We start from the raw sequence: 21509 nt of genomic DNA on the forward strand, positions 1-21509 counted from the left end.
CCATGCAACCCGACCTGAACCCGAACACCGCGCCGCCGTTGATCGCGCTGACCGGCATCGGCAAGCGCTTTCCGGGCGTGCAGGCGCTCGACGATTGCCGTTTCGACCTGCGTGCGGGCGAAGTGCATGCGCTGATGGGCGAGAACGGCGCCGGCAAGTCGACGCTGATGAAGATTCTCGCGGGCGTCTACCCGCGCGACGCGGGGGAGATCCGGATGGACGGCCGCCCGGTGGAGATCGCCGATCCGCGTGCCGCGCAGGCGCTCGGCATCGGCATCGTCCATCAGGAGCTGAACCTGATGAACCACCTGAGCGTCGCGCAGAACATCTTCATCGGTCGCGAGCCGCGCGGCCGCTTCGGCGTGTTCGTCGACGAAGACCGGCTGAATCGGGAAGCTGCCGCGATCTTCCAGCGGATGCGGCTCGATCTCGACCCGCGCACGCTCGTGGGCCGGCTGACGGTCGCGAAGCAGCAGATGGTCGAGATCGCGAAGGCGCTGTCGTTCGACTCGCGCGTGCTGATCATGGACGAGCCGACCGCCGCGCTGAACAACGCGGAGATCGCCGAGCTGTTCCGCATCATCGGCGACCTGCGCGCGCACGGCGTCGGCATCGTCTACATCTCGCACAAGATGGACGAGCTGTGCCAGATCGCCGATCGCGTGACCGTGATGCGCGACGGCAAGTACGTCGCGACCGTGCCGATGGCGGGCACGTCGATGGACACGATCATCGCGATGATGGTCGGCCGCCAGCTCGATGCGGACACCCGCACGCCGCCCGATACGTCCGCGAACGAGATTGCGCTCGAAGTGCGCGGGCTGTCGCGCGGCCGCGCGATCCGCGACGTCGGCTTCACGCTGCGGCGCGGCGAGATCCTCGGCTTCGCCGGGCTGATGGGCGCGGGCCGCACCGAGGTCGCGCGCGCGGTGTTCGGTGCGGACCCGGTCGATGCGGGCGAGATCCGCGTGCACGGCCGGGCCGTGACGATCCGCACGCCGGCCGACGCAGTGAAATACGGGATCGGCTACCTGTCCGAGGATCGCAAGCACTTCGGGCTCGCGGTCGGGATGGACGTGCAGAACAACATCGCGCTGTCGAGCATGCGCCGCTTCGTGCGCCGCGGCCTGTTCCTCGATGCGCGCGCGCTGCGCGACGCCGCGCAGTCGTACGTGCGCCAGCTCGCGATCCGCACGCCGTCGGTCGCGCAGCCCGCGCGGCTCTTGTCGGGCGGCAACCAGCAGAAGATCGTGATCGCGAAGTGGCTGCTGCGCGACTGCGACATTCTGTTCTTCGACGAGCCGACGCGCGGCATCGACGTCGGCGCGAAAAGCGAGATCTACAAGCTGCTCGATGCGCTCGCCGCCGACGGCAAGGCGATCGTGATGATCTCGTCGGAATTGCCCGAGGTGCTGCGCATGAGCCACCGGATTCTCGTGATGTGCGAAGGCCGCGTGACCGGCGAGTTGCGCGCGGCCGACGCCACGCAGGAAAAGATCATGCAGCTCGCGACGCAGCGCGAGTCGACCGTGTTGTCCTGATTGTCCCGATTCAGACGCCCAACGATCATGTCCAACGATACGCATCCCGTTCCGCCCCTTGCCACCGGCGACACGCCGGCCGCCGCGTCGACCCTGAAAGCGCGCTTCTTCAACCCGGCCGCGCGGCAGAAGCTGCTCGCGTTCGCGAGCCTCGTGCTGCTGATCGCGTTCTTCAGCTTCGCGTCGTCGAACTTCCTCGACGTCGACAACCTCGTGTCGATCCTGCAGGCCACCGCCGTGAACGGCGTGCTGGCCGTCGCCTGCACGTACGTGATCATCACGTCCGGCATCGATCTGTCGGTTGGCACGCTGATGACGTTCTGCGCGGTGATGGCCGGCGTCGTGCTGACGAAATGGGGCATGCCGCTGCCGCTCGGGATCCTGGCCGCGTTGTGCTTCGGTGCGCTGTCCGGCTGCGTGTCGGGCTTCGTGATCGCGAAGATGAAGGTGCCGCCGTTCATCGCGACGCTTGGCATGATGATGCTGCTCAAGGGGCTGTCGCTCGTGATCTCGGGCACGCGGCCGATCTACTTCAACGACACGCCGGGCTTCACGTCGATCGCGCAGGATTCGCTGATCGGCAACCTGATTCCCGCGCTGCCGATTCCGAACGCGGTGCTGATCCTGTTCCTCGTCGCGATCGGCGCGTCGATCGTACTGAACCGCACGATCTTCGGCCGCTACACGTTCGCGCTCGGCAGCAACGAGGAGGCGCTCAGGCTGTCCGGCGTGAACGTCGATGCGTGGAAGATCGCGGTCTACACGTTCAGCGGCGCGGTGTGCGGGATCGCCGGGCTGCTGATCGCGTCGCGGCTGAACTCGGCGCAGCCGGCGCTCGGGCAGGGCTACGAGCTCGATGCGATCGCGGCCGTCGTGATCGGCGGCACGTCGCTGTCGGGCGGCGCGGGCAGCATCGTCGGCACCATCATCGGCGCATTCATCATGAGCGTGCTGACCAACGGCCTGCGCATCATGTCGGTCGCGCAGGAATGGCAGACGGTCGTGACGGGCGTGATCATCATCCTCGCCGTCTACGTGGATATCCTGCGCCGGCGTCGCCGCTGACGTTGACGCGTGGACGTGCAGGCATGCGCTTCACCGCCGGTTTCGGCCGGCATTTCATTCGATACGAAAAAAGGAGACGCGAAGTGATCAGGAGCAAGGTGTTGAACGCGATCGTCGGGCTGACGTTCGCCGTCGGCGTCACGGCTGGCGCGCATGCGCAGGAAACCTACATCCCGCTGATCTCGAAGGGCTTCCAGCATCAGTTCTGGCAGGCCGTGAAATCGGGCGCGACGCAGGCCGCGAAGGACTACAAGGTGAAGGTGACGTTCGAAGGGCCCGAAACCGAGGCGATGGTCGACAAGCAGATCGACATGCTGTCGGCCGCGATCGCGAAGAAGCCGGCCGCGCTCGGCTTCGCGGCGCTCGACAGCAAGGCCGCGCTGCCGCTGCTGAAGAAAGCGCAGGCCGAGAAGATCCCGGTGATCGCGTTCGACTCGGGCGTGGACAGCGACATTCCGGTGACGACGGCCGCGACCAACAACAAGGCGGCCGCCGCGCTCGCCGCCGACAAGCTCGCCACGCTGATCGGCGACGAAGGGCAGGTGGCGGTGGTCGCGCACGACCAGACGAGCCGCACCGGCATCGACCGCCGCGACGGCTTCCTCGACCGGATGAAGTCCGCGCACCCGAAGGTGCAGGTCGTGACCGTGCAGTACGGCGAAGGCGATCAGCTGAAGTCGACCGAAGTGACGAAGTCGATCGTGCAGGCGTATCCGAAGCTCAAGGGGCTGTTCGGCACCAACGAGGGGTCGGCGATCGGCGTGGTCAACGGCGTGCGCGAGATGAAGCGCAAGGTCGTGATCGTCGGCTACGATTCCGGCAAGCAGCAGAAGGACGCGATCCGCAGCGGGCTGATGGCCGGCGCGATCACGCAGAACCCGATCGGGATCGGCTACAAGACGGTCGAGGCGGCGGTGAAGGCGATCAAGGGCGAGAAGCTGCCGAAGGTGATCGATACCGGGTTCTACTGGTACGACAAGACCAATATCGACGATCCGAAGATCGCGGCGGTGTTGTACGACTGAACGTGGCGGATGGGCGGCGGCGGCGATGACCGCCACCGCCGCGGTGATCGAACACGAGGGCATCATGGGCGCAGCGCGTATCGATTCGCATCAGCACTTCTGGCGTTATCGCGCGACCGACTATCCGTGGATCGGCCCTGGGATGGGCGTGCTCGCGCGCGACTACCTGCCCGACGCACTGTGGCCGCAGATGCATGCGCAGGCGCTCGGCGCGTCGATCGCGGTGCAGGCGCGCGCCGGGCGCGACGAGACGGCGTTCCTGCTCGATCTGGCGCGCGACGACGCACGCATCGCGGCGGTGGTCGGCTGGGAGGATCTCGGTGCGCCGGCGCTGGCCGACCGCGTTGCCGAGTGGCGCAGCCCGAAGCTGCGCGGTTTCCGTCATCAGGTGCAGGACGAAGCCGACGTCGGCGCGTTCGTCGCCGATCCCGGCTTCAATCGCGGCGTCGCGTGGCTGCAGGCGAACGGCTATGTGTACGACGTGCTCGTGTACGAGCGCCAGTTGCCCGACGTGCGTGCGTTCTGCGCGCGGCACGATGCGCACTGGCTCGTGCTCGATCACGTCGGCAAGCCCGCGCTCACCGAGTTCGCACGCGACGACACGGCGCTCGCGCGCTGGCGCGCGTCGCTGCGTGAACTCGGCGCGCTGCCGCACGTCGCGTGCAAGCTGTCGGGGCTCGTGACCGAAGCCGACTGGCGGCGCGGGCTGCGCGCGCAGGACATCCGGCATATCGAGCAGTGTCTCGACGCGGCGCTCGACGCGTTCGGCCCGCAGCGGCTGATGTTCGGGTCGGACTGGCCCGTGTGCCTGCTCGCGGCGTCGTATGACGAGGTCGCGTCGCTCGTCGAACGCTGGGCCGAAGCGCGGCTGTCGGCGGCCGAACGCGCGGCGTTGTGGGGCGGCACGGCCGCGCGCTGCTACGCGGTGCCGGGCGATGTGAAGCGCGGCATATAAAATAGGCGCGAACGGTCGATGCGATGCATCGGACCGTCCGGAACGAAACCGATTACCAGCGTCAACGTATGTCCATCCAGCCGATTCAGAACCGCCGCCTCTACCAGCAGATCGCCGACAAGCTCAGTGCGATGATCGAGTCCGGCGATTTCCCGCCGGGCAGCTATCTGCCGCCCGAGCGCGAACTCGCCGAACGGTTCGGCGTGTCGCGCACGTCGGTGCGCGAGGCGCTGATCGCGCTCGAAGTGAACGGGCTCGTCAGCGTGCGCGTCGGCGACGGCGTGAAGGTGCGCCATCCCGAGACGGCCGCCGCGCCCGAACCCGCATCGGCCCCGGGCGCGACGGTCGCGCCGTTCTCGATCGTGGAGATCGATCCCGAGCTCGGCATCGCGCTCGATCTCGACACCGAAATCCCGCCGTTCGCGCTGCTGCAGGCGCGCCGGCTGATCGAGCCGGAAGCCGCGGCGCTGGCCGCGAAGCACGGCTCGGACGCGCAGATCGAAGGGATCCACGAAGCGTTCCTGCGCAACCAGGACGACAACCGCAGCGGCTCGCTCACGCACCCGGGCGACCGGCTGTTCCATATCCGCATCGCGGAAGCGAGCGACAACGCCGCGTATGCGCTGATGATCAAGCAACTGCTTGCGCACAAGTACGACCTGATGTTCCAGCGGCTGCAGTCGCTGTACATGCCGAACGACATGCCGCACCGGTCGGAGCGCGAACATCGCGCGATCCTCGATGCGATCCGCGCGCGCGACCCGGACGCCGCGCGCCGTGCGATGGCTGAGCATCTCGACGAAGTGATCCGCATTTTCGGCCGCGCGCTCGATTGAGCGTGTGAATCGATTTCCTGTATGGTCGGCAGCGGTGTCCGCGATGCGTACCCACCCCGGTGCCGACGCGGCCTCGTACGGGGTGATGACCCGGCCGTCGCCATAGAACGAACGCCGCGATGCGTGCCGGCCCACCGGCATGCCGCTCGTGCGCCGAATGGAGTGTGACGAATGCGCGTGAACGATTGCCACAATTTCCACGATTTCCGCGAGCTGGCGCGACGGCGATTGCCGGGACCGATCTTCAATTACATCGACGGTGCGGCCGACGATGAAACCACGTATCGACGCAACACGAGCGCGTTCGAAAGCTGCGATCTGGTGCCGGACGTGCTGCGTGGCGTGCGCGATGTCGATCTGTCGGTGACGGTCATGGGGCAAAGGCTCGGCATGCCGGTTTACTGTTCGCCGACCGCGCTGCAACGCCTGTTTCATCACGACGGCGAGCGCGCCGTCGCCGCCGCGGCCGCGAAATTCGACACGATGTTCGGCGTGTCGTCGCTCGGCACCGTGAGCCTCGAAGAGGCCCGTGCGATCAGCGCGGGCCCGCAGGTGTACCAGTTCTATTTCCACAAGGACCGCGGTCTCAACCGCGAGATGATGAACCGCTCGCGGGAAGCCGGCGTGAACGTGATGATGCTGACGGTGGACAGCATCACCGGCGGCAATCGCGAGCGCGACAAGCGCACCGGCTTCTCGATTCCGTTCCGGCTGACGCTCGCGGGGATGACCGAGTTCGCGTTGAAGCCGGCCTGGGTGTTCAACTACCTGACCCACGAGCGATTCCGTTTGCCGCAACTCGACCGGCATGTCGACATGGGCGGCGGCGCGATGTCGATCAGCCGCTACTTCACGGACATGCTGGATCCGTCGATGTCATGGGACGACGTCGCCGCGATGGTGCGGGAGTGGAACGGGCAGTTTTGCCTGAAAGGCGTGATGTCGGTCGACGACGCGCGCCGGGCGGTGGACATCGGTTGCACCGGCATCGTGTTGTCGAATCACGGCGGACGGCAACTGGATGGTTCGCGCGCCGCGTTCGACCAGCTTGCCGAGGTGGTCGACGCGGTGGGCGACCGGATCGACGTGATGATGGACGGTGGTGTACAGCGCGGTTCGCACGTGCTGAAGGCGCTGGCACTGGGCGCGAAGGCCGTCGGGCTCGGGCGTTATTACCTGTTTCCGCTCGCCGCCGCCGGGCAGCCCGGCGTCGAACGTGCGCTGCAACTGATGCGCACGGAGATCGAACGGGACATGCGGCTAATGGGCTGCGCGTCCGTTGCGCAGCTCGGGCGGAATCAGCTGCGCTTTCGCTGACGGCGGGTTTCGGCGCCAGCCGAGCCTTCGTGCCGGCGCCGGTATCGCGCGCTCAGAAGCGATCCGCGCGATACGGCGCCGGATCGGTGAACGGCGCTTCGCCGGTCATCATCTCGGCCAGCAGGCGGCCGGTGACGGGGCCGAGCGTCAGCCCGTGATGGTTGTGTCCGAACGCGAACCACAGCCCGCGATGCGCGGGCGCGGGGCCGATCACCGGGCGCATGTCGGGCGTGCACGGGCGGAAGCCGAGCCACGGATGCGGGTCGAGCCGCTCGCCGAACCCGAACACCGGCCGCGCGACGCGTTCCGCGCGTTCGAGTTGCACACCCGTTGGCGGAAGCCCGCGGCGCGCGATCTCGACGCCGGTCGTCAGCCGCAGCCCGCGCCGCATCGGCGCGATCACGTAGCCGTATTCGCGATCGACGATCGGCGCCGACGGCACGCCGCGCGCGGACGGCGCGTAGTGCATGTGATAGCCGCGCTTCTCGCGCAGCGGGATCTTGTAGCCGAACTTGCCGAACACCGTGTCGGACCACGGGCCGAGCGCGACGACGACGGCCGGCGCGGCCGCCGGGCCGTCGTCGGTCCGGACCTGCCAGCCGGGCGACAGCGCGTCGAGGCTCGCGGCGTCGCCGGTCAGCAGCGTGCCGCCGCCCTGCACGAACAGGTGCGCATACGCTTTGACGAGCGCGGCCGGATCGACGACGCTTTTCGGGTCGAGCCAGTGCAGCGCGCCGCAGAAGCCCGGGGCGAGGCTCGGTTCGTGCGCGCGCAGCGCGGCCGCGTCGAGCGGCGTGATGCCGAGCCCGTGGCGGCGCGCGGTGAGGCTGGCGTCGGCCACGCCGCGTTCGAAGGCGGCCGGCGTGCGGAACGCTTCGAGCCAGCCGCTCGCGCGGACCAGTTCGCCGGCGCCGGCGCGCGCGATCAGCGCATCGTGTTCGACGATGCAGCGTTCGATCAGCGGCAGCATGTCGCGCGACGCCGCCGCGTGACGCAGCGGCGCCGATTCCCACCAGAACCGTGCGAGCCACGGCGCGAACGCGGGCAGCGACGCGCTGTGCCAGTAGAGGTCGGTCGAGCGGTTCAGCGCATAGCGCATCAGCGTGAACGGGCTGCGCGGGAACGGATACGGTTCGACCGACGAGCGCTCGATCAGCCCGGCATTGCCGAAGCTCGTGCCTTCGCCGGGCGCGCCGCGATCGACGAGGGCGACCTTGCGGCCACGATCCTGCAGGTGCAGCGCGGCGGAAACGCCGACGATGCCGGCGCCGAGAACGATGACGTCGAAATCCATCGATGGTGAGTGACGGTTGGCGGGGCGCTTGCCCGCGGTACGGTGCGCGCGCCCGGGTTGAAGAGGGTTCGAGCTGCAAGCATACTCGCGGCGGCGCGCCGCACCAAGAGGGCGCACGCAGCCGATACGCGGTCGCTGGCCCGTGCGCGACGATTGCCGCGGGCCCTGACGCTGCGGGCAGCGGAATGCGCAGGTACCGGCATTACGGGAGTACGTGATGACCGAATCGTCCGCATCCGCATCCGCGACGTAGCTGAAGCGCTGTCGGGCGACCTGCGGCGTCTAGTTAGCGGCGGGCGATGGGCCGGCCGGCATGCTCGCGCATGAACGCATGTTCGGGATGCGGTTTGTCAGGCGAGACTGCCGTGCGTTCAGGTCCGCGCGTATCGCGATCGCGCCGCACGCGAGTCCATATGAAGTTTGCCGCGCACGGACGGCCAATCCGCCGATCAATTCACCGACGTCGAGATCGAATCGACGTCGGCCCACGCGCCCGTCCGCCTCATCGTGCAGCCACACAGAATCCGCCTGTTTTCCGACGTTTTCCCGGGTGATCCCCACTGCTTGGTGATCCGAATTTTTACCTAAGATGGAAGGAATCGTGCGCGTGATACGGTGCCTGCGCGCGCATGGCAGGCAGGAGGCAGGGCCGGGAACGACTGCGGCAGATGTTTCCATCATGGATGCAAGTGTGTGCGCGGCGGCTGCGAGTCTCGCAGTCGCATCGACGCCAGCGTGCGCGGCGGCCATCGCCGCGCGAAAGGCGTCCGGCCGGCGGGGCCGAGTCGCCACGTTCCGTCAGGCGTTTGCCGCAATCGTTTGCGTTCTGAGCGCCGTACCGGTCGTCGCCGGTGCGCCTGCCGTGATGGACGAGCACCCGATCGATGCGGTGCAAGTTGCCGCCACCACCACGCCGGCCAGTCCAACGGGTCCCGCCTTTTCGTCACACGACTCCGCCGTGCGACAGGTGGTGCTCGGCATCATCAGCTTCACGCGCTGGCCGACGACGCCCGTCCGCCTGCATCTGTGCGTGACGGGCAGGCCCGACTACGCGGGCGGCCTCACCGACACGCTGCAGGCCGGCTCGACCGTGCTCGACGTGCAGCGCGTTCGCTTCGACGACCCCGCACTCGGTGTCGCGTGCGACGTCGTCTATCTCGGCGCCCTCGGCAACGACGAGCGCGCACGGGTCAGGGTCGTGTTGTCCGGCCGCCCGGTGCTGACCATTGCCGAACACGATATGTCCTGCACCGCGGGCGCGATGTTCTGCGTCACGGTCGAAGGTGAACGCGTCACCTTCGACATCAATCTCGATGCCGTCGCGCGCAGCGGCGTGCGCGTGCATCCGAACGTCCTCAATCTCGCACGACGGCCGGTGGCGCCATGACACGCTCCGCGCTCCCCGTTCCCGCTTCGCGCCCGCCGCGCCCGACGCTGCAAAGCGTGCTGCGCCGTGCGCATCTGCGGCTCGCGTTCGTCGCCGTGACGATGGCCGCGGTGTCGTTGATCGTCGTCGCCGTGATCGCGTTGCGCGCGTATGCCGGCAACAACCTGAACCTGCTGGCGCGCTCGCTCGGTTATACGGTCGAGGCGGCGCTCGTGTTCGGCGATCGCGTCGCGGCGAACGAGGCGATCGGGATGATCGCCGGCGACGAGGACGTCGCGCAGGTGGTCGTCACCGACAGCAAGGGACAACTGTTCGCGACGTGGCAGTTGCCGGCCGGAAACGGGATCGCCCGGCTCGAGCGCGCCGTCGCCGACGTGGCGCTGCCCGGGCCGGTCACCGCGCCGGTGATGCATGACGGCATCATCGTCGGCCACGTCGTCGTGCGCGGGCGCGGGCACCAGTTCTTCGGCTTCCTGCTCGGCGGCATCGGCGGCATTCTCGGCTGCCTCGCCGTCAGCGTGTTCGGCGCGTATGTGAGCTCGAAGCGCCTGCTGCGCAACATCGTTTCGCCGTTGCGCGCGCTGGCGGGTGTCGCGCATGCGGTGCGGCGCGAGCGGGCGTTCGCGCGGCGCGTCGAGCCGACGGCGATCGCCGAACTGAATCAGCTCGGCGACGACTTCAACGCGTTGCTCGACGAATTCGAAGACTGGCAGAACACGCTGCGCGACGAGAACGCGTCGCTCGAGCACAAGGCGACGCACGATGCGCTCACCGGGTTGCCCAACCGCATGCAGTTCGAATCGCGCCTCGCGCTTGCGCTGTGCGATGCCACGTTGACGGGTCATCGGGTCGCGGTGCTCTATCTCGACTGCGACCGCTTCAAGGAGATCAACGATTGTCTCGGCCACGACGCCGGCGACGCGGTGCTGATCGGCATCGCGGCGCGGCTGCGCACGCGCGTGCGTGAGACCGATCTCGTCGCGCGCCTGGGCGGCGACGAATTTGCGGTGATGCTGGCGGCGGTGCCCGAGGCGGGCAGCGTGTGCCGGATCGCCGACGAGATTTTGTCCGGCATGGCGCCGTCGATCGAGCTGTCCGACGGCCGCGTGGTGGCCACCATGATGAGTGCCGGCGTTGCGCTGTATCCCGATCACGCGTCGGACGCGAGCGGCCTGCTGCGCGCGGCGGATATCGCGATGTACCGCGCCAAGCGCGCGCGGCCGGGATCGTGGCAGTTGGCGGAGAGCGTTGCGGGGCCGGTGTGATGTCGATCGACTCGCGCCGCGGACGAGGCCGCGGCGGCGGTTAAAAGAAGCGCTTGCGGAGCGGGCGCGATGGAAGGGGATGCGAAATGAACCACTCGTTTCCTGTGAGCATGAGGCGGACGTGCGTCGGGAGTGCGCTGCTGCTGTGCATGCTGCTGGGGGGCTGCCAGACGCCGCCGCTTCATCGCGGGCTGACGCAGACGCAGGTCACGGCGCTGAAGTCGGCCGGGTTCCAGGAGACTGGGCAGGGGTTCGAGTTCGGGGCGGCCGGGCCGATCCTGTTCGATTTCGACCGGTACAACCTCAAGCCGGATGTCAGGCGGATCGTCGAGCGGATCGGGCGGACGTTGCAGTCGGCGGGGATCAACGGGGTGCGGGTCTATGGGTATTCGGATAACGAGGGGACGGAGAAGTACGACGTCGAGTTGTCGAGGCGGCGGGCTGAAGTCGTTGCCGTCGAGCTGGTTGACGTGGGGCTCGATGCGAAGCGGATCGCGATCGTCGGGAAAGGGAAGCGCGATCCGATAGGGGATAACAAGACGCCGGGAGGGCGAGCGCAGAATCGGCGGGCGGCGATCGTGGTTTCGCCGAGGTGAGGCGACGCGTTGCGTGTGGCCGCCGCGTCGACGAGCACGCTGTGCTGTCTGTTTTAACGGTTCGCCACCATTGGCGAGAAAATGTCCGAGTGACAGTTTGCAAGCGGCGAGCCTTGATGTTCGTGGAAAGCAGGATGGCCATCGACCGAATTCGTCGCCGCCAACATGGTGGCCGTTCAATTCATTGGAAATATAAAGCGACCTATCCGAATAAGATCGTTCCGCTTTCATGAATGCTGCATCGTCGTAGGCGAATGCAGCGACGGACGGAACGAGTATGGCCATCGAACCCAAGGATCTGCTGCCGCACTTCGAACGCGAGATGACGCTGCTGCGCCATTCGATGCAGACGTTTGCTCAGCGCTTTCCCAAAATAGCCGCTCGGCTGGCGATCACCGGCGAGCATTCGGACGATCCGCACGTCGAACGCCTGTTGCAGTCGTTCGCGTTGATGGCGGCGTGTCACGACATCCGTCTCGAAGATGACGTGCCTGCGTTCACGCACGGTTTCCTCGACACGCTGCACGGCGTCTTCCTGCGTCCGTTCCCTTCATGCGCGATTGCGCAATTCGAGGGCGACCGCAGCGGCGAACTGACCGCGCCGCGCGTCGTGCCACGCGGCGACCGGCTGATTGCGCCAGTCGGCAAGGAAGTATTCCGCATCGCCGACGACGTCGCGGTCGTGCCGCTGACGGTGTCGTCGGTGCGCTACACGACATCGTCTGTCGCGCCGCGCGACGTCGCGTTGCCCGCGGAAACGACCGGTTTGCTGACCTTCACGTTCGAACTCACGACGCCGAAGGCGACGTTCGCCATCGTGCCGGACACATTGCGCGTGCATTTCACCGGCGCGCGGGAAATCGTCGCGGCGCTCGCCGATGCCGCGTTGCTCCTTGCCGGCCGCAGCTTCGCCGAAGCGGGCGATTCAACGCGATGGAAGCGTCTGCCGGACGCGACGTTCACGGCCGTCGGCTTCGAGCCTGCCGATGCGGTGCTCGACGTGCGGCCGGACGATGCGCTCTGGCCGCTCCACTTGCTGATGACGTATTGCGCGGTGCCGGATCGCTTCGATTTTGTCGACCTGGACATGCGGGCGATCAAGCGAATCGCCGGCGGCAGCCGTCGCGTCGCGCTCCACCTCGCGATCGCGGGCGTGCATCCGGATTCGCACCGCGCGCAACGCCTGGCCGCCGCCACGGCCGACCACGTCCGGCTGTTTTGTGCGCCGGTCGTCAACCTGTTTTCGGACGACGCCCAGCCGATCGAGACGCGCGCCGGCTGCGCCCATTACGCGGTGAAGGCGCTCGCGCAGGCGGGAGCATCGCGCACGGCGATCTGGTCGATCGACACCGTGCGTCATGTTTCCGACTCGGGCGCGTCGACGCTGGCACCGTTCCGGTCGCTGCAGCATGGCACGGGCATGCGTTCCGGATTGTTCTGGACGGTATTGCGCGACGAGGCACGCCGGGCACCGAAGGAGCCTGTTGATTCCCGGTCCAAGGAGGCGGACACGACCCCGACGCCGGCCGAGACAGCCGAGTCGCTCCGCGGTGTCGAACTGGAACTGGTCGACCAGGACGGACGACCCGCCGATCCCGGCCATCGCAAGCTGGAAATCCGGCTGTCCTGCACGCAGGGCGATCTGTCCGGGATGCGGGAGCGCGAGCTCGCGTTGCCCAGCGGCGACCCGGTGGGAACGATTTCGCTGCTGAACCGGCCGACCGCGAGCCGGCCACCCGCTTTCCGCCATGGGGAGCTGTGGGATCTGCTGTCGCTCCTCGTGCCGCAGGCGATCCGGCTGGACAAGGGCGGCCTGACCCAGCTCAGGCGGGTATGCGCGCGCTGTGCGGAGGACTCCGTCGACGCCGGCCGGCGCTTCGACGCGCTCGTGTCGCTGTCGACGGCGCGCGTGCGGTGCTGGCTGCCCGGCAAGCCGGCGTCGGCATTCGTGCACGGGCTGGAGGTGCGGCTGGTCGTCGACGAGCAGCGTTTCGCCGCGTTCAGCCTGAGCGGATTCGCGCAGGTGATGGACCGGTTGTTCGCGCCATACGTGCCGGTCACGAGCTTCGTGCAGGTCGTGCTGTTTTCGGCCGCTACCGGCGCGCTGCTTCGGCGTGGGACGCCGCGTCCGGGTACCCAGCCGCTGGTTTAGTTTCTCGCTTTTCAGGGCTCGAACGAAAACGTTTGCGGACGTCTTTCAAGCGCTCGGGTTTTACCCTACATTATCGAAGCCGCGGACCGGCGAGCCGGCCGATGGAACCTGAGATCACACGCAAGGAACAAGAATGAGTTTCGCTCCGAACGGGGGTATTCCCAGTGGATTGGGCGGCAGTGCGCTCGGCTCGTTGAGCGCGCTCGGGGGTCTCGCCGGCCCGGTGGCGTCGAGTGTGGCCGGCAGCCTCGGGCCGCTCGCCGGCCTGGCCGGGCACGTCGACACCGTCCAGCGCGCGCTGCAACTCGCGCAGACCGGCTTCTCGCTGATGGAGAAGACGCCCGGCGCCATCGCCGAAGCGATCAACGGCGCCGCGAACCCCGCGCGCCTGACCCAGCTCAACCGCTACGTGACGCTCGATACGCCGCTCGGCCCGGATGTGCTGCTGGTCAGCGCGGCCGTCGTCGACGAGTACGTGAACCGGTTGCCGGAAATCCACCTCGACCTGCTGTCGCATCGCCACGACCTGCGCCCGGAGGATCTGATCGGCCAGCAGGTCAAGATCCGCTTCGACCAGCAGGCGCGTTTGTCGACGCTCGAACGCGTCGTGGCGTCGGGCGCCGGCGACAACGACCGCTACTTCGACGGCTACGTCGCGTCGTTCGACCGGGCCGGCAACCCCGGCAACGTCACGCAATACCACCTGACGGCCGTGCCGTGGTTCTGGTTCCTCACGCGCTCGACCGATTGCCGGATCTTCCAGAACAAGACCGCGCAGGACATCCTCACCGAGATCTTCCAGGAACACGGTTTTTCCGATTTCACGTTCGACATCCGGACGAGCCAGAAGCCGCTCGAGTACGTCGTGATGTACCAGGAGAGCTACTACAACTTCTGCGCGCGGCTGATGGAGCAGGAGGGGCTCGTGTGGACGCATCGCTACGAGAAGGACAAGCACTTTCTCGTGATCGGCGACACGAACCTGCTGTTTCGCCCGATCGACGGGCTCGCCACCGTGCCGTTCGCCGCGACCGAGGCGAGCGAGGACAGCGGCATCGACCAGTTGCACGAAGGCCGGCGTTTCGGCGTCGGCAAGGTCACGTTCCGCGACTTCAATCACCAGAATCCGTCGTCGCCGCTGATGCTGGTGGAGGCCGGTCCGCAGAACCTCAAGCATGCGCGGCTCGATGCGACCGAGCGGTTCGAGCACCAGTCGCTGTACGACCACGGTGACGACGGCAACCGCTACGCCCGTTTCGCGATGGAGGCCGAGGAGGCGCAAGCCCATCGCTATACCGGCGGCGGCTATGCGTGGCGCATGACGACGGCCGGTGCCGTGGCCGTCGCGAATCATCCGGTCCTCGAAAACAACCAGGAGTACGTGATCCTGCACGTGCGTCACGAGGCGGTGAACGACTATACGCAGCACAGCGCGAAGCTGCCGTACCGAAACAGCTTTGCGCTGCTGCCGAAGAAGATTCCGTACCGTGCGCCGCGCGCGACGCCGAAGCCGGTGATTCACGGCACGCAGTCGGCGATCGTCGTCGGGCCGAAGGGCGAGGAAATCTATACGAACGGCAGTGCGGTGAAGGTGCATTTTCCGTGGGACCGGCGCGGCAAGAAGGACGGCTCCGATTCGATGTGGGTGCGCGTGTCGCAACCGTGGGCGGGCGATGGCTGGGGCGCGGCCGCGATTCCGCGGATCAAGCAGGAAGTGCTGGTGGCGTTCAATCAGGGCGATCCGGATAACCCGGTGATCGTCGGCCGCGTGTTCAACGGCGAGCAGGGCAACCCGTATCACGGCGCGGCCGGGCAGACGATGGGGATCAAGAGCCAGACGCACAAGGGGCAGGGGTCGAACGAGTTGCTGATGAGCGACGTCAATGGTGCACAGATGCTTTACATGCATGCACAGAAGGACATGCATACCGTTGTCGAGGACGCGCAGTGGACTCAAGTTCTCAAAGGCGACCGGACCGTCGAGGTCGGCAAGGGCAACCATACGACGGCTATCGCAGTGGGCAACCTGTCGGACGTTGTAGTGCAGGGCAATACGCTGCATCAGACTCCGCAGGGCGTGCACACCCTGGAAGCCAAGGAACTCTGGATCAAGATCGGTGGCGATGGCGGTACGCGGATTCACATGACTGCCGACTCGATCGACATCTATAAGGGCGATTCGGTGATCCACCTGGATGACAGCAACATCAACATCCAGGCTGCTCGGACCGACATCAACCCGAAGAACGGCTAACCCCAATAAGGATAACAAAGCATGTACCAGATGCAGGAAGGCACGTTGGCGCTGCCCGTGGAGTGGCAGGATAAAACGATGAACGTATTTGTGTCGGCAGCGACAGGCACGGAAGGCGTGAGCTTCGTGATTACGCGCGAGCGCCTGCCGTGGGGCATGAAGTTCGCCGAATATGTGACAAGCGAAATCCGGAAGGTGGCGAAGCAGGTTCCAGATTACGCCGAGGTGGCAAATGAGGACGCCACGGTATCCGGGCGTGCTGCGCACGTGCATGAGTTTACTTGGGCGAACAACCAGGCGCCCATTCACCAGCGGCTGACGATGGTGGAATACGGGCAGGTCGTGCTGATGCTCACCTTCACCGCGCCCGGTACGCTGAGTGACACACAGCGCGACCAAATCCGGGCGGTGATTCAAAGCCTTCAGTTGCGCGATCCGATCTGAGGCGGCAATGTCGGACACGCCGAATTACAACGAGCCGAGCGGCAGCGCGCAGGAACGTCTCGATCAAATCGCCAGGCTGGAGGACGGTGAGGCCGCGAAAGCGGCCGAGCAGCCGTTTTACGAGCACCTCAACTATGGGATGCTCGGCGCCGATGCGGGCCTGACCGCCATCGAGGGGACGGCTGCCGGGCTGGGTGCCGCCGGTACGGCGCTGGCAGGTGGTGCGACCGGCGGGGCGGCACTGGGTGCGGGCGCGGTTGCAGCGGGCACCGTCATGCTTCCGCTGGCGATTGCAGTCGGTGGCGCTTGGGCGCTCGACAAGGTTGGCGTGACCGGCTGGCTGTCAAAGGAGTTCACGCAGGTTGGCGATGCGCTGGGCCTCACAATCGGCCGAGGCGATCCGCACCCCGCATGCATTGGCGATCGGATTGCGCACTCGTCGGGTTTTATGGGGATTCTCGCCGGCATTGCCGTGGGGGTCGCGATTGGCGTGGCGGTGGCGGCGACCGTGGCAACAGGTGGACTCGCCGGCGCGCTGATCGTCGGGGCATGCATGGCGGGCGGCCTGACGCTGGGTAGTGCGCTCGCGTCAGCCAGCCAAAGTATGGGAACCAACTGTGGCGAGATCGTCACCGGTTCGAGCAATGTGTATTTTGAAGGTAAGAAAGTGGCGCGCGTCACGGACCTGGTGAAATGCGATCACCATTCCGGCGCGCCGCAGGCACTCGTCGACGGCAGCAAAACCGTGTTCGTCAACGGCCTGCCGCTGGTGCGGATCGGCCACGAAACCCACTGTAGCGGCAAGGTCAATTCGGGGCGCAACAGCATCTGGATCGACAAGACGACCGGGAATTATGGCCCGAAGAACCCGGAGTTGTCGGCGACTCAGGAGTTCCTGGCGGGTTTGCTCGGGGGGCTCGTAGGCGGTGGGGCGGGAAAGTTTGCCGGCAAGGGGCTGCGCGAGAAATTCAGACCTGAGCCCACCCGATCTGCGGAACAAAGGGGTATCAAGGACGAGAATCGACCGAAGTGCAAGGATCCGGTTGATCCGGTATCCGGAGAAATGCTGGAGATCCGTACCGATCTTGCCATTCCCGGCGTCCTGCCCCTCGAGTTCAAACGACGCTATCGGACTCGATCGGACGATCACGGATTGCTCGGTCACCGCTGGTCGGACAACTGGTCGCAGCAATTGACGTTCGATGGTGGCCGCTTCGTGAGATTCCACGACGGCGCCGGCCTTGCGATCGGCTTTGACGCGCCGGATATGGCGCTCAACGGCATCAACTTGCGCGAGCCGCGTTATCGGCTGGTCGGAAGCCGGCTCGATCCGCGCATCTTCGATCGCGATACGCGACAACTGCGTATTTTCGCGCCGCTCGTTGACGGGCGCTCGTCTCGCCTCGAACGGATCGAGGACCTCGACGGCAACGCGATCGTTCTTTCCTACGATAGTGCTGGTCGTTTGAGTGGCATGGTCCATAGCGGTGGCTATCGGCTCGAAGTTGCCTATCCCGGGCGCGACCGTCGGCTGCAACGGATCGTTCTCCATGATGCGGACGGTGGTTCCAGAACGCTTGTGGACTACGACTACCAAGACGGCATGCTTACCCACGTGGCGAGCTTCCAGTTTGGGCAGTTCCACTACGCGTACGACGAACACGGCTGGATGACCCAATGGCGGGATACAGACCAGACCGATGTTCGATATCGGTACGACACCGCTGGTCGTGTAGTCGAGACAGGTACACGGCAGGGCTATCACACGGGCCGATTCATCTACGAAGCCGGCCGCACACGCGTGATTGACGTCGACGGCGAATGGACCTACGCCTATAACGACGAAGGTCTTGTAACGGCCGAAACCGATCCGCTCGGCCATTGCACTTACTCCGAATGGGAGCTTGGTCGTTTGGTGGCCCGGATTGATCCGCTTGGCCGACGGACGGACTATCGATACGACGATCGAGGCCAACTGACTTCGGTTACGGACAACTCGGGGCGCACGCTCGGCTTCGAATACGATGACGCGCAGTTGCTCACTGGGGCGAGTTTGCCGGACGGCGGCCGGATCAAGCTCGAGTACGATCACCTGCGCCGGTTGATTGCACGCACCGAGTCGGACGGCACCAAGACGACCTATCGGTACGGCCAGAACGGCGAACTGCTGCGCATCGTCGCCGGCGATCGCGAAACTCGCCTTGACTACGACGACCGGTTCCGACTCACCGACATCGTATTGCCTACGGGCGCTCGCTTCCGGCGCAAGCTCGACCTGTTGGGTCGGATACTGGAGGAAACGTCGCCCGACGGGCATGTGACCCGCTTCGACTACACCAACGGCCCGGACAATCGACGTGGCTATCTGAGAGTGATCGCGCGCCCCGATGGCACGGTTTCGAAAGCGCGATACAACAGCGAGGGCCTGCCGGTCGAGTGGATCGATCCGCTTGGGCGCACGACTCAGCGAACCTATGGCCCGTTCGATCTGTTGACGGCATCGATCGATGCCGCCGGCCATGCCACGCATTTCGAGTACGACCACGCGACGCGATTGACCAAGGTCGTCAACGCACTGGGCGAAGCTTACACCTATCGCTACGATCCAGCAGGGCGGCTCGCAACGGAAATCGACTGGGGTGGCCGCACGACCCAATACGAGCGGGACGCTGCCGGTCGTCTCCTCGTGAAAACACTACCTGATGGTGGACAGTGGCGTTACACGTACGATCGTTTCGACCGTCTCGCGGAGATTGATGCCGGGGATGTGAAGCTTGCGTATCGCTACGACTTACGCGGACGATTGGAGTCAGCCCAGGTGCAAGGTAGCCACGCTCATGTGACGCGCTTTGCTTACGACAGGAACGGACGACTGATCGGCGAGGATCAGCACGGCGAACTGCTGCGGCATGTCTATGACGCTGACGGGCAGCGGCGTCTACGGATAACGCCGGGGCGGGAGACGGCCTATGCATATGATGCGTTGGGTGCGCTGACGCAGGTCGGAGGGCTCACGATTCAGCGCGACGGCCTGGGACGCGAAATTGGCCGGCAAGCGGGGACATTCGTTACGCAGCAGCAGTACGATGCGCTCGGCCGCGTCCGCCGACAGATCGCGGGCCCTGCCATAGCGTTCGAGGCCTTGCAAGCCGACCCGGCCCATGCGCTCGGGCAATTGACACGACAGGTCTATCACTACGACGCCGCTGGACAACTGGAGCGGGTCGACAGCGACGCTGACACGCTTACGTACCGACGTGACGCGCGCGGCCAGATCGTTTGTGCAGAAAGTCTGCTGCAGCCGGCGGAGCACTTTCGTTACGACGCGGCAATGAACATTGCCGCGCACGGCCGCCAGGCTCCCGTGGATGCTCACCATTACCACCGAGGCGGCCTGCCGGAACGGATCGGCCATGCGCGCTATCGGTACGACGCACGTGGCCGCACGATCGAGAAGACGGTCGAACAGCCCGGGTTCCGGCCAAAGACGTGGCAATACACGTGGGACGGGCTCAATCGGCTCGTGAAGGTTGCGACGCCCGAACGCGGCGTTTGGCTGTACCGCTACGATGCTTTCAACCGGCGAGTCGAGAAGCAGCAACTCGGCGGCCGCGAAACCGTGAAGTTCCTGTGGGACGGTCCGACGCTTGCGGAGCACTGGATCGAGCAGCGAGACGGTACGACTGGCCAGGTCGTGACCTGGCATATCGAGCCGGGCAGTTTTTCGCCGCTCGCGCAAGAGACCGAGGATGGGCTGTATCCAGTTCTAACAGACCAGGTAGGTTTGCCGAAGGCGGTGTTCGACAAAACGGGAAAACTCGTGTGGAAGGCCGCGTACTCGTTGTGGGGAAAATTGCTGCCGACTAGGCGAGCGGCCAACGATGCGCACAGCAGTTCGATCGATACGACGCTGCGATTTCCGGGCCAGTGGTCAGACGAAGAGACAGGACTCAGCTATAACCTGAATCGTTACTACGATCCGGATTCGGGGCAGTACTTGAGTCCGGATCCACTTGGGCTGAAGGGTGGCTCCCGGACACAATCGTATGTGCACGATCCGTTAGCGTGGTGTGACCCAGATGGACTGCAGGAATGCGAAAAGAAGAGGATGGGCGTCAACGAATCAGGGCACCACGTACCAGCTGTCCGGAAGTCAGTCGGGCGCCCGTTTGAAGTTGCACGCTCGGACAAAACACGGCCGACGCTTTTCCCGAGAGGGGCCGATCCGGAGCATGATCATTGGCGCCTACATGATGCTGAACGGGAAACTATCGGGCCCCGGCAAGGGAGTTTCCCGGGAACAGACGACCAGCTCTTTGACGCTTATCGAAAGGCCTATTCCGGCTTGGACGATATCAAGGTTGACGTAAAATCACCCAATGGGACGTACACTCTTGCCGAAGGTGTGACACCTCGCCAAGCAGTCGACGTGATCCAGAATTGGTTTAAGGAACAGGGGTTGTGGAATGGTAAATAAGATTTTGACTGATATCGATTCGGAGATATCTAAGCCAGGTTTTTTCGATTTTTTTACTGGTCTCGACTCCGATGATGTGCTTGACAAAAGGGACGCCGCATCGTTCGATGATCTTTGGATGCAGTCGTTTAACGATGTCGACGGACTCGCTCTTTCAGCCGACGACAAGAAATTTTTGAATTCTATTAGAGAGAAGGCGTTCAAGTTCTCATTTCGGGCATCAGGAAATTCTGATATCGCGGGAAGAGTTTCTGACGATGTCGAGCTAATCGCCAAAAGTATGTTGGCTGGGAGATTGGATAGTTGGCCAATTAAGGTTCTATGGGACACTTATACAAAAGGGAGCTTTCCATGCTGAACGAGGGTGATGGATAGTTCTCGCTTCACGGGTTTTTAAAACCCGGAGCACTGGGCGAGCCGAGGTGTTTAAGTGCGACAGCCCTCTTCGCAGTCGTGGCAATACTTCGCTGACTGTGCAATAGTGCAGTTCGGTAGTCTATCGACGCGGTTTGTACAAGTGCTTAAACATGGCATGGTCGGGTAGCGCCGCTTTGGGTCAGAATTGCCGAAGCAGTTCGTGTCACGCATGGAGTGTCAGCAATATTCACTACGCTATGATGCTGCTATTGCGAGCGGGATTCTCGTGTAAATGGTTCCGCCGCTTCTTGATTCCGAGGGCACATGCCCGGCAGGCTCTGCAATGTACTATCGTTGCGCTCAGTGGCACTCGATTTTGACATTCATGGAACCTGAGAGGGCGTAAAATGGCTCATGGAATAGAATCATTTAAATTACATTCGATATGGCCCCGTATGAAAGAAGGGCATGGTGACCAAGGGTAGTCATGCCCCGTGGTGCTGGATGTGCGAGACAGTAGTGAGCGTCATTGCCGCTGCGGCTG

15 protein-coding genes are annotated in these 21509 nt (G+C 65.1%); 14 read left to right on the plus strand and 1 reads right to left on the minus strand.

Features of this window, described 5'->3' with window-relative positions; translation table 11 throughout:
- Positions 1-2: 2 nt before the first annotated feature.
- The 6 genes from HWX55_RS01095 to HWX55_RS01120 all read left to right on the plus strand — a co-directional run bounded on the left by HWX55_RS01095 (position 3) and on the right by HWX55_RS01120 (position 6739).
- Positions 3-1541, plus strand: a complete 1539-nt coding sequence (locus HWX55_RS01095; RefSeq protein ID WP_175973274.1) for a sugar ABC transporter ATP-binding protein — start codon at positions 3-5, stop codon at positions 1539-1541.
- Between the two features lie 27 nt (positions 1542-1568).
- Positions 1569-2606 (plus strand): ABC transporter permease, encoded by a 1038-nt coding sequence (locus HWX55_RS01100; protein ID WP_175973276.1) that lies wholly within the window; start codon positions 1569-1571, stop codon positions 2604-2606.
- Between the two features lie 83 nt (positions 2607-2689).
- Positions 2690-3631: an ABC transporter substrate-binding protein gene (locus HWX55_RS01105; RefSeq protein ID WP_175973278.1), complete on the plus strand. Its 942-nt coding sequence runs from the start codon at positions 2690-2692 to the stop codon at positions 3629-3631.
- Positions 3632-3695: 64 nt separating this feature from the next.
- Positions 3696-4586 carry an amidohydrolase family protein gene (locus tag HWX55_RS01110; RefSeq protein ID WP_175973540.1) on the plus strand — a complete coding sequence of 297 codons (891 nt, stop codon included), beginning with the start codon at positions 3696-3698 and terminating at the stop codon, positions 4584-4586.
- A gap of 68 nt (positions 4587-4654) precedes the next feature.
- Positions 4655-5422 carry a FadR/GntR family transcriptional regulator gene (locus tag HWX55_RS01115; protein WP_175973280.1) on the plus strand — a complete coding sequence of 256 codons (768 nt, stop codon included), beginning with the start codon at positions 4655-4657 and terminating at the stop codon, positions 5420-5422.
- 171 nt (positions 5423-5593) lie between these two features.
- Positions 5594-6739 (plus strand): alpha-hydroxy acid oxidase, encoded by a 1146-nt coding sequence (locus HWX55_RS01120; RefSeq protein WP_175973281.1) that lies wholly within the window; start codon positions 5594-5596, stop codon positions 6737-6739.
- Positions 6740-6791: 52 nt separating this feature from the next.
- Here HWX55_RS01120 and HWX55_RS01125 read toward each other — a convergent pair whose 3' ends face one another.
- The gene (locus HWX55_RS01125; protein WP_175973283.1) at positions 6792-8033 is read right to left on the minus strand and encodes an FAD-binding oxidoreductase; all 1242 of its coding nucleotides are present in this window, start codon (positions 8031-8033) and stop codon (positions 6792-6794) included.
- Between the two features lie 679 nt (positions 8034-8712).
- Between HWX55_RS01125 and HWX55_RS01130 the strand changes: the two genes are divergently transcribed.
- The 8 genes from HWX55_RS01130 to HWX55_RS01165 all read left to right on the plus strand — a co-directional run bounded on the left by HWX55_RS01130 (position 8713) and on the right by HWX55_RS01165 (position 20966).
- A complete protein-coding gene (locus tag HWX55_RS01130; RefSeq protein WP_175973542.1) occupies positions 8713-9420 on the plus strand; it encodes a YfiR family protein in 708 nt (235 codons plus the stop codon).
- On the plus strand, positions 9417-10685 hold the full coding sequence (locus HWX55_RS01135; protein WP_175973285.1) for a diguanylate cyclase: 1269 nt from the start codon (positions 9417-9419) through the stop codon (positions 10683-10685). Before HWX55_RS01130 ends, HWX55_RS01135 begins: the two co-directional genes overlap by 4 nt.
- Before the next feature lie 86 nt (positions 10686-10771).
- Positions 10772-11281: an OmpA family protein gene (locus HWX55_RS01140; RefSeq protein ID WP_175973286.1), complete on the plus strand. Its 510-nt coding sequence runs from the start codon at positions 10772-10774 to the stop codon at positions 11279-11281.
- 277 nt (positions 11282-11558) lie between these two features.
- Positions 11559-13433: a type VI secretion system baseplate subunit TssF gene (gene tssF, locus HWX55_RS01145; protein WP_175973288.1), complete on the plus strand. Its 1875-nt coding sequence runs from the start codon at positions 11559-11561 to the stop codon at positions 13431-13433.
- Positions 13434-13566: 133 nt separating this feature from the next.
- Positions 13567-15687 (plus strand): type VI secretion system tip protein TssI/VgrG, encoded by a 2121-nt coding sequence (gene tssI, locus HWX55_RS01150; RefSeq protein WP_175973291.1) that lies wholly within the window; start codon positions 13567-13569, stop codon positions 15685-15687.
- Between the two features lie 21 nt (positions 15688-15708).
- Positions 15709-16131, plus strand: coding sequence for a DcrB-related protein (locus tag HWX55_RS01155; RefSeq protein WP_089489619.1), 423 nt, complete (start codon positions 15709-15711; stop codon positions 16129-16131).
- A gap of 7 nt (positions 16132-16138) precedes the next feature.
- Complete coding sequence (locus tag HWX55_RS01160; protein ID WP_244140460.1) at positions 16139-20608, plus strand: DUF6531 domain-containing protein; 4470 nt, start codon at positions 16139-16141, stop codon at positions 20606-20608.
- Complete coding sequence (locus HWX55_RS01165; protein WP_175973293.1) at positions 20598-20966, plus strand: hypothetical protein; 369 nt, start codon at positions 20598-20600, stop codon at positions 20964-20966. The genes HWX55_RS01160 and HWX55_RS01165 overlap by 11 nt, the downstream gene beginning before the upstream one ends.
- The last annotated feature ends 543 nt before the right edge of the window (positions 20967-21509 follow it).

Source organism: Burkholderia sp. BCC1047 (assembly GCF_902833155.1).
In the GTDB taxonomy this organism is placed as follows: Bacteria; Pseudomonadota; Gammaproteobacteria; order Burkholderiales; family Burkholderiaceae; genus Burkholderia; species Burkholderia sola.